The organism is Stenotrophomonas sp. STEN063, assembly GCF_056854515.1.
In genome coordinates this window covers 22,375-29,130 of the sequence record NZ_JBXFWF010000061.1, presented here as the reverse complement: position 1 = coordinate 29,130, position 6,756 = coordinate 22,375, and the positions used below count along the sequence as shown (strand labels likewise).

7 protein-coding genes are annotated in these 6,756 nt (G+C 57.8%); all 7 read left to right on the top strand.

Features of this window, described 5'->3' with window-relative positions; genetic code table 11:
* Positions 1-1,510 precede the first annotated feature (1,510 nt).
* The 7 genes from AC1VWL_RS15215 to AC1VWL_RS15185 all read left to right on the top strand — a co-directional run bounded on the left by AC1VWL_RS15215 (position 1,511) and on the right by AC1VWL_RS15185 (position 6,700).
* Positions 1,511-1,864 carry a DUF6794 domain-containing protein gene (locus AC1VWL_RS15215; protein ID WP_482987244.1) on the top strand — a complete coding sequence of 118 codons (354 nt, stop codon included), beginning with the start codon at positions 1,511-1,513 and terminating at the stop codon, positions 1,862-1,864.
* Between the two features lie 409 nt (positions 1,865-2,273).
* On the top strand, positions 2,274-2,732 hold the full coding sequence (locus tag AC1VWL_RS15210) for a hypothetical protein (RefSeq protein ID WP_481533447.1): 459 nt from the start codon (positions 2,274-2,276) through the stop codon (positions 2,730-2,732).
* Between the two features lie 57 nt (positions 2,733-2,789).
* Positions 2,790-3,062, top strand: coding sequence for a hypothetical protein (locus AC1VWL_RS15205; RefSeq protein ID WP_481533446.1), 273 nt, complete (start codon positions 2,790-2,792; stop codon positions 3,060-3,062).
* 57 nt (positions 3,063-3,119) lie between these two features.
* Positions 3,120-3,608: a hypothetical protein gene (locus AC1VWL_RS15200; protein WP_482987243.1), complete on the top strand. Its 489-nt coding sequence runs from the start codon at positions 3,120-3,122 to the stop codon at positions 3,606-3,608.
* Between the two features lie 53 nt (positions 3,609-3,661).
* On the top strand, positions 3,662-4,102 hold the full coding sequence (locus AC1VWL_RS15195; protein ID WP_482987242.1) for a hypothetical protein: 441 nt from the start codon (positions 3,662-3,664) through the stop codon (positions 4,100-4,102).
* Between the two features lie 216 nt (positions 4,103-4,318).
* A complete protein-coding gene (locus AC1VWL_RS15190) occupies positions 4,319-5,506 on the top strand; it encodes a serine hydrolase domain-containing protein (protein ID WP_482987241.1) in 1,188 nt (395 codons plus the stop codon).
* Between the two features lie 90 nt (positions 5,507-5,596).
* Positions 5,597-6,700 (top strand): alpha/beta hydrolase, encoded by a 1,104-nt coding sequence (locus AC1VWL_RS15185; RefSeq protein ID WP_482987240.1) that lies wholly within the window; start codon positions 5,597-5,599, stop codon positions 6,698-6,700.
* Positions 6,701-6,756: the final 56 nt, after the last annotated feature.

Sequence of the window (6,756 nt, the reverse complement as noted above, 5' to 3'; positions counted from 1 at the left end):
CTCGGCACTGGGTTATCGAACACCAGCAGAATTCGAGCGCACCTGCCCTTGACCAACAGGTGTCCACTTTTTCGAAGGAAGTCCCACCCGCTTCGCGGGTCGGCTTAATTCCGGAGTTAGCACCCATGGAACGATTCCGCATTCATGCAGTACGGTTTGTAGGGTTTTGCTCCTTGTTGCTACACACTTCTGCCGCCAGCTCACTCACAGTAGTTGCGCCGGAGATATCCGGCCTTAGCGGCAACTGGATTGGTCAGTCTAATGCAGGCGAGTTCGCCAGATTAACCCTAAAGCCAGATGGCTCTGGGCTCCTCGCAATCAATCACTATAAGAATCAGCCTATTTGGCTATACCGAGTAAGAGTGTCAAAGCCATCCAGTCAACCTCACGGCTGGGACCTTGCAATCCTGTCGGAGCCCATCGGTCACAAGAACACCATAGCCATTGAGCAGGCAAACATTTCTATTGACAGTATCTCTTTCGTTCTGGCAAGAGGCGGCACCCCTGGCGCTTTCACACTCACCCCTGAGCTTGATGCGATGACTCGTTACAGAGATATGATAAAAAACCCCGTCATGAGAGCCTGTTTCGAGAATGGATGCTAGCAGTTCGTTCAAGCCCAACCCGCTACGCGGGTCGGCTTAATTCCGAAGTTAGGTGGCATGGGAAAGACTGCCCGCAACTGGATCGAACACACTGCAGACTGGCGCGATGAGCCGATGGCCTACTGGGTTCACTTTGAGCTTGGCGGTGCCGCGTGGCGCGCGTCCGAGTCGTACAGCCCGCCTGCCCCAAGAGCCGAGGGTCGCAATGGCTATCCGGTACTTTGTGTCGAGTCGCAGGGCTTTGTCTTCCGCTTCTCTTCCGCAGCACAGCTTGCGGAGTGTATAGATATCCTTGGGCGCAAGCCCCTCCCGACATCGCGCCGGCTATCCGCCATTCGTGGTGGTGGGCACGGCCCCAATAGTCACTGGCTTAGTCGGTTGCCCGGCCACATCAAGTCCCCCAAGATTCGACAACATGTCGTGGAGGATCTCCGCTCAGTGATCTCTGCCATGGCACCTAACAATTCATCCAAGCCGAACCCATTTCGCGGCGCGGCTTGACTCAAGCATCAGGCCATGGGGGCGAGGCTTATGGGGCCACAAGAGATTCTCGCAATTGCTGCAGCGCTGGGGCTGCTGATCGTGCTGTCAGGCTGCTGGGTCATGATGCGATCTCTTCGCACCAGGCCCAGTCAGCTGCTCTTCACTTCCGTGGTTGCCCTCATCTTGTGGGCGTTTCTCTCTGACACGGTCTACAGAGCAGTCTTCTACTATTCCGATCTCTCCAAACCAAAGCCTTGGCAAAACTGGTTTTACCTGTCGTTGGAGATAGCGGTGCCGGCGTTCCTGATCCTCTGCGCATCCACCTGCTTCTGGTTGGTAGCTCGGTCGTTGCCCCGGCCCAGCAACTCAACCAAGCCAACGTCGCTTCGCGACAACGCTGAACTCCAGAGTGAGCCCTGATTATGAAGCTCTTCATCGCATTCCTGCTTTCGCTGGCTTTCTGCGGCTCTTCGTTCGCTCAAGAGAAGGAAGCGGAACTTCTTGGACCCGACAATTGGCCGACTACCGTGAGCGCGACTGTCGCCGACCTTCTTTCCACTCTCTCTGCAGCGGACAGGGAGGCCATTCGCAGTACAAAGAAGGACGACCTCATTCGATATCACCATGGATGGGGTACAGGCATCAGGAATCACTACGGGCTCTGGCGCGGGAATCAAGCGCTCATTGAGGATGCATGCCATGAGCCATGCCACCCGGATACTGCATCAAACAAAATTATTGAGGCTGTTTGGCAGGCCCTTCAAGATGAGGGCTAGCCGTTCATCCCAGCCAACGCCGCCAAGCGATTCGGCCTGACTCCGGAGTCGAGCCAACGTGAAAGCTCTCGCACGACGAGGAGACGGAGCACTGGTCGCGATTGGCACCGCCGTCTGCCTTGTGGGGCTATGGCTTTGGTGGTTCGCCAGCCCTTCGCCCCACCGCTACATCGAGCTGGTTGTTGCCCTGCCAGCGACGTGCATCGGTCTTATGATCATTGGCGCTACCATCGCCAGCAGTCATCGTCCAGCTGGAGGATTCTGGTTCTGGCTGGGGCTTTGTACATTGATTCTTGCCGCGCTTCCGCTTCTTGGGCTTGTTGCCCTCCTTGTAATCGGAACCGTAGCCTGACGATTGATTCAAGCCGACGTCATTACACGATTCGGCATAACGACGGAGCGGGGTGTCATGTTCAAATGGCTTTGGCAACTCTGGCAAGGCCCTGTTGTAGCGACAGCGGTCCACCCGATTTTCGGTACCATGGAACTCACCAGGATTCGCGGGGAAGAGTCATGGGATGCGGATTGCGTTCCTTTTGCAGGTCGCACTATTTCCGTCTACGTCAACACCATCAACTCCGAAGCCCCTTCGAAGAAACAGATTGCGTTCTTCCACAGAGCAAGCAACGACGAGACCGCCTTGTTCCAGCAGTCAGCATCCGTGCTGGTTCCGGCATATGAGAGGATCTACGGGCCACTTCCAGGCGCTTTGGGCGACACATTTGAGTTCGTTGGCCTTGGGGTTCCGCTTGATGCCGATCCAAACAACCCATGGCTGCTTCAGTTTGAAACAGTTGGCGGTCGATACGCTCTATTTACCATCCACTTCAAAGATGGCGTAGCTGAGCGCTACGATCATGACACCTGACAACGTGTCAGGTCCGCGCTCGCTTCGCGGATCGGCTCAATTCCGGAGCAAGTCCTTATGTGGCAACGCCGGCAGCTTAGACAAACCATCATCAGCACCGGCTGCGTGGGCGCCTTGTTTGGCGTCCTGCCCGTCCTTGCGCTGCTGGCATCCAGCTTGGAGCACCAGCACCATTCAAACCATTCCCGGCCACTGATAGCTCAAGCGCTGGAACTTGGCCTTCTGTTCTTTGGCTGCATCCTGTTCTGCGTCATCATGTTTGGCCTGCTTCCAATGGCCGTGCAGTATTGCTTTGTTTGGATGGTGCGCCGCTGGACAGGGCGCGCTTGACAGTTCATTCGAGCCGGTGCCGATACACGGCAAGGCTCGACCCCAGAGTGAGCCGCCATGAAATACATGACAACGTTCGTAATCGCCTTTGCTCTATCTGGTCCAGCTGCATCCGCTGGCGAAGGCCCTTCGGCCCAGGCGCTGCTCGAACGCATCGCCAGGGAAGGTGGGCACAAGGTCCTCTGGGATCTTTGGGAGCATGAGCGGGATTTTGACCGGGTCATGTCGGGTATTGAGTCCGGGGATCCGTCGTGGCTCAAGGTTGCAGTTGGCCTCAAGCCATTCTCCGATGCAGGCGCATCCCTATCAATCAAGTATGCGGTAGCCCTTGCGCTCCCCGGAGCGCCAGATCAGGTCTTGCCCTTGACCAAGCAAGGGTTCAATGTCGCGGACATATGTACATCACCTTTCATTGAGCCGGATCCAGGAGTCGCGGAGGCATATGAGCGACGAACCCTGGCGGCGCTTGCCAGGATCGGCGACCCGGCGCTCAAGTCACTGGCGGCGGAATGTGCCATGCAGGTTCGTCTTCCGGATGGGACCTGACAATTCGTTCAAGCCGGCGTCATCGCGCGGCGCAGCTGAGTCCAAGGTGTCAGATGCCAACAACAACCACACATCGCAACCCTGCCTGCTCACCTCGCACGCGGTTCTGGCTGGCCTGCCTTTCAGCGCCCTTACCTGCGCTTGCCGCTGCGTTCCTGGCACCCATCGCGGCCATTCCGCTGCTTGTTGCATGTTGGTTATTAGCGCTGCACTGGGTTCTGGTAGCCCATTCGCCGTCCAACCGGATCGCTGACATATCCATCGGTCGCCTGGTTCTGGTTGCCCTCGGCCTGACGACTGGTATCGCCATTTCCGGGGCGATTTCCGCCGCCATTTCAGCTCCGCTGATTCTGCATGGCAGATACCAGTACCGACCTGGCGCGCAACAACCCCTCAGCACCGAAGTCGATTTGCATGCGGTATCGACAACTACGAGCAATTCCATTTCTGTAAACGTCGCCGTCCCCAGGGATGAGTCCGTCTGGGGCATATGACTGCATCTGCAGCCCTGGGAAGTCACCACCTTTCCGGCGCACTGAAAGACTTGGCCGGGGAGATTCGCGGACTCTTTCCTCGCTGGCTCGCCGCTTCAATACCCTCAGTGCTCCCACAACTGCCCTCCCAGTTCAAGTGCTGGAACCACTACGGCGTTGCGGCAGGTATTCGGCTACTTTATGAGCCCTTCCCTATCCCACTTCAAGCGCCGACGCATGCAAGCGACTTCGATGGCTTTTCGAAACAGGTGGTGCTTCAACTTCTTCGTACTTTCAGCGGCACTCCTTGGCGCGAGCTGCAAGGGCGAGCCGGCTCCTGCGAAGGGTCTGGAGGCAGACATCGAAGAAGTCGCTGCAACGCTCATCGAGCAGCCTTTGCTGCACTCGACCTCAATCGCAGTCGTGTACCGGGGCAAGGAGTTCACTCATCACCGCGGTGACATGGTTGCCGGCACCCCAGGGGTTCCGAGCGATGCAACGCTCTACGAAATCGGCTCATTGAGCAAGACGCTGGCGGGAACCTTGGCCGCGAATGCCGTCCTGGAGCACAAGATCAGCCTGGATGACGATATCCGGAAGTATCTGCAAGACGACTATCCCAACCTGCAGTACCACGGCGAGCCGATCCGCATGCGCCATCTGCTGTCGCATACCAGTGGCCTGCCGAACATGCTGCCGGAGCGCGCCAATACCGTACTGGCCGACTTCACCGATCGGCGCACGCCCGCTGAGCTCAATGCCATCTACGCCAGCTACGGAAAGGGCGAATTCTTCAAGGACCTGCATACGGTCGAGATTGGTCGAGCGCCCGGAAAGGAGTACGCGTATTCCAGCACCGGGACCGAGCTGGTGGCACACGTACTGGAAGTGGTCTACAAGAGCGACTACGAGTCACTTTTGCGTGGGTTCCTGCGAGATTCCATGGCGATGACGGATACCAGGATCCGCCTTGGCGATGCTGACGCGACACGGCTTGCAGTTGGCTATCACAGTGACAATCCGCTACCGACCACGGCAATGCCCCAGCTGCCCTGGGGTGCGTCCGGAAACGTGAAAGCAACAGTTCCGGAGATGGTGAAGTACCTGAGATTCCAACTCGCCAATGGACCGGTCGTGGAGGAATCCCATCGCACACTGGTGAACTTCGATCGCGAATTCGGCATCGGCTATTTCTGGAACATCGTCAGCAGCGACCGTTTGAAAGGCAGGTACTATGCACATCATGGTGGCGTGCCCCGCTCACAGTGCTATGTCTACATCATCCCGAAGTACGACCTTGGCATCTTCATCATCACCAACCAGAGTGGCGACCATACCGCACGGGCCATGGAGGCGGCGGTCGACACGCTGGTCGAGCGCATCGCGGCTTTGGAGCACACCGCTGACCAAGGCCATCCCCGGTAGTGCGAATGGCCGCGGGCCATCATCCAGTCACAAATGCAGAGGTATGCCCAGCATCTGGAACACGTCGAACCTGCTTCTCCAGCCAACGGCATGACAGGTCAGACCGATCCGCTACAAGGCACCACAACTCCAGAGGCTGGTACTGCTCAACCACCTGAAATCCCGCAGCCGTCGGACACGCACATGCTTCCTTCAGCAGTTACCTTGTTGAGTGCCGCGCTTCTGTTGACCTCAGCTTGTTCAGCCCTCGCCTCGGACAACCAGTACCCTCCACGTAGCCCGGCACCCGCCTCGCAGCCGGCAGGCGCGCACGACGCGGACTCTTCCGCTGTTAGCTATCGGCTTGAGGTGCCCCTATGGCCCGAGGGCTCCCAGGTCCTGCTGGACGGCATCAATGCACTCGCCCACGAGAAGTGGGCATTGACTCATCCGACATATCTCGTCTATTCGCCGACGATCAACTCCTCGCGTTCCGCCATCCTGGTCTTTCCAGGTGGTGGCTACAAAGCCTTGGCGATAGGCCCCAACAGCACGCTTGGGCCGCAAGGCGCTGATGTCTGCAAATGGCTGACCGATTCGGGCATCACCTGCATCCTGGTGAAATATCGCGTTCCCAACACTGGATGCAATTGGAACAGCGAGACCAGAAGGCACGAGCAACCCGAGATTCCAATGGCGTTGCAGGACGCTCAGAGGGCGATTTCGCTAGTTCGGTACAACGCGGGTGCGTACGCCATCGACCCCGACAAGATTGGCGTCATGGGGTTCTCTGCAGGAGGGAACCTGGCGGTCTTGGCATCCACAGCCTTCCGACATCGAACCTACGAGCCAATCGATGCAGTCGACCAGATGAGCAGCCGCCCTGATTTCGCGATTCCGGTTTATCCGGGACACCTGACCATGGAGCACAAGAACAAGACTCCCAAGTCAGTCGCAGCAGGAGAGCTGAACACCGACATTCACATTTCCAGCGACGTGCCACCAACCCTGCTCATACACGCCGAGGATGATGCAGTCGATCCGGCCTACTATTCGCGCGTGTATGAGGAAGCGCTGAGGAAGGCGGGCGTAAACGTAGAGCTCAGGCTGTATGAAACCGGCGGGCATGCCTTTGGCGTCAAGCGACAAGGAACAGATACCGATCGATGGACCGACGACGCACTTCGTTGGCTCGACAGGCTCGGAATGCCATAGCGCGTCACCAAAGATGAATCCTTTCGCCGGGCAACGCCCGGAGAACTCATGCAAGC

Bases quoted from the DNA above. Each gene is read 5' to 3' on its own strand.
- AC1VWL_RS15215 (WP_482987244.1), top strand. From the start codon at position 1,511: ATGAAGCTCTTCATCGCATTCCTGCTTTCGCTGGCTTTCTGCGGCTCT.
- AC1VWL_RS15210 (WP_481533447.1), top strand. From the start codon at position 2,274: ATGTTCAAATGGCTTTGGCAACTCTGGCAAGGCCCTGTTGTAGCGACA.
- AC1VWL_RS15205 (WP_481533446.1), top strand. From the start codon at position 2,790: ATGTGGCAACGCCGGCAGCTTAGACAAACCATCATCAGCACCGGCTGC.
- AC1VWL_RS15200 (WP_482987243.1), top strand. From the start codon at position 3,120: ATGAAATACATGACAACGTTCGTAATCGCCTTTGCTCTATCTGGTCCA.
- AC1VWL_RS15195 (WP_482987242.1), top strand. From the start codon at position 3,662: ATGCCAACAACAACCACACATCGCAACCCTGCCTGCTCACCTCGCACG.
- AC1VWL_RS15190 (WP_482987241.1), top strand. From the start codon at position 4,319: ATGCAAGCGACTTCGATGGCTTTTCGAAACAGGTGGTGCTTCAACTTC.
- AC1VWL_RS15185 (WP_482987240.1), top strand. From the start codon at position 5,597: ATGACAGGTCAGACCGATCCGCTACAAGGCACCACAACTCCAGAGGCT.